The sequence below is a fragment of the Candidatus Propionivibrio aalborgensis genome (genome assembly GCF_900089945.1).
GTDB classification, from domain to species: Bacteria; Pseudomonadota; Gammaproteobacteria; order Burkholderiales; family Rhodocyclaceae; genus Propionivibrio; species Propionivibrio aalborgensis.
Window position 1 is genome coordinate 1 of record NZ_FLQY01000019.1, and the last position, 1,669, is coordinate 1,669.

Below are 1,669 nucleotides of genomic sequence, written 5' to 3' on the forward strand. Positions count from 1 at the left end.
GAACGCGCCAGTTGCATCGCCAGAGGGCAAGAAAAATCGCCGTGCGAGGACTGCTTCGGGCGTTCCAGAATGATGTTGGCGTCCGCATGCTCCGGTACGACGCTAATCAGCGCAGCGCGCATCAGTTCGGCGAGATGGGCCTTGATAGTGTGGGTCATTGCGGTGCTTTGTCTTGAGAATAGGGCAAGAGGCAGATTATACGATGCCATGCCGTTCAAGAGGTCGCACAGAACGGTCGATGAGCGTCGGCTGATATGTCGCTCTGCGGGACAATAGCTGCCAGCGACCGCACTTTCATGTCGGACGCGAGGCGGACGAAAGCAGACCTATTGGCCGAAATAACGTCCAGGGCGATGATTGATTGTCAGCACGATGTTGAGCACCAGCACGCTCAGAATCGATAACACAACCCGTTCTTCGTCAACAACGAACAAGGCACCGCAGACGATGATCGCGTCGGCGATCATCTGCAAAATTCCCGCACGCCAGCCATGGCGTTGTTGCAGGTAGATGGCCAGGATACCAATGCCGCCCACGCAGACTTGATGGCGAATCAGCATCAGTAAACCGGTTCCAGCCAACAAACCGCCAAGGATGGCAGCAAATACTGGATCAACGCTTTCAATGTTGATCCAGTGAGGAAACCATTCGCTATAGAACGAAATCAGGGCCACCGCGCAAAAGGTTTTCAGCGAAAACAGCGTACCAAACGCCTTGAACGCCAGAGCGTAGAAAGGTATGTTGATCAGAAAGTAAAGCGTACCGAAAGGAATGCCACTCGCGTAGTGGGCTAGAAAGGTCAATCCAGGGGTGCCTCCGGTCAACAAGCCGGCCTGCCGAAACAGCACGATCGCGAAGGCCACCAGCAAAGTGCCGGTCAGCAAGGCCTGAATATCTTCGAACACGTTGTGATAGGGGTTGACGTTCATGGCAGGCAGTACCGAGAGTGACGTCCGAGCTTAGTCCAGAGCCATGAATACGGCAAGGTGCATAATGCCCGTGTCTTTCCGAGAGGTAGTCACTTGTCGTTCTAAGACCTTACCCGGTGCAGCATTCCGTATTCATTAGCAGCAATCGAACCAGAAGAAGGAGCCCAGGCCATGAAAGTAAAAACCTTGGATGGTCGTGAATACGACCTGCAGCAGGCCACTCTCGACAGTCTCAGGATGCGTCTCAAGGGATCGATACTTTCGGCCGGTGATGCGGGATACGACGAATCACGAACCGTCTGGAACGCCATGATCGATCAGACACCGGCGCTCGTCGTGCGTTGTCTCGGCACCGCCGACGTGATCGCCTGTGTGCAGTTCGCTCGCGACAACCGGCTTCTGCTTTGCATCAAGGGCGGAGGACACAACATCGCGGGTTTGGCAACGGTCGACGGCGCCCTGATGCTCGACCTGTCGTTGATGCGTGGCGTCTGGGTCGATGCGCAGCGGCAGATCGCTCATGCGCAGGCGGGTTGCCTGCTCGGCGACGTGGATCGTGAAACGCAGCTTCACGGGCTTGCCACCGTCCTCGGGTTCGTCTCGATGACCGGAATTGCCGGCCTCACACTGGGCGGCGGATTCGGCTACCTGACGCGGCGCTGGGGGTGGACGACCGACAACGTGATCGGTATGGACGTCGTTACCGCCGACGCAGGTCTGGTGCGGGCGACCAGTGACGA

Annotated in this window: 3 protein-coding genes; 1 reads left to right on the plus strand and 2 read right to left on the minus strand. The window is 57.0% G+C overall.

Annotated features, from left to right (window positions below):
• Together PROAA_RS01395 and PROAA_RS01400 are read right to left on the minus strand one after the other, a co-directional pair.
• A partial coding sequence (locus tag PROAA_RS01395; RefSeq protein WP_342669201.1) for a hypothetical protein occupies positions 1 to 209 on the minus strand: 209 nt, incomplete at its 3' end.
• 117 nt (positions 210 to 326) lie between these two features.
• On the minus strand, positions 327 to 929 hold the full coding sequence (locus tag PROAA_RS01400; protein WP_186409602.1) for a YitT family protein: 603 nt from the start codon (positions 927 to 929) through the stop codon (positions 327 to 329).
• 171 nt (positions 930 to 1,100) lie between these two features.
• Between PROAA_RS01400 and PROAA_RS01405 the strand changes: the two genes are divergently transcribed.
• Positions 1,101 to 1,669: FAD-binding oxidoreductase (locus tag PROAA_RS01405; protein WP_186409603.1), on the plus strand; the 569-nt coding region annotated here is incomplete at its 3' end.

What these genes read in the sequence shown, in the direction of transcription:
- PROAA_RS01400 (WP_186409602.1), bottom strand. Translation starts at nt 929, where the DNA reads ATGAACGTCAACCCCTATCACAACGTGTTCGAAGATATTCAGGCCTTG.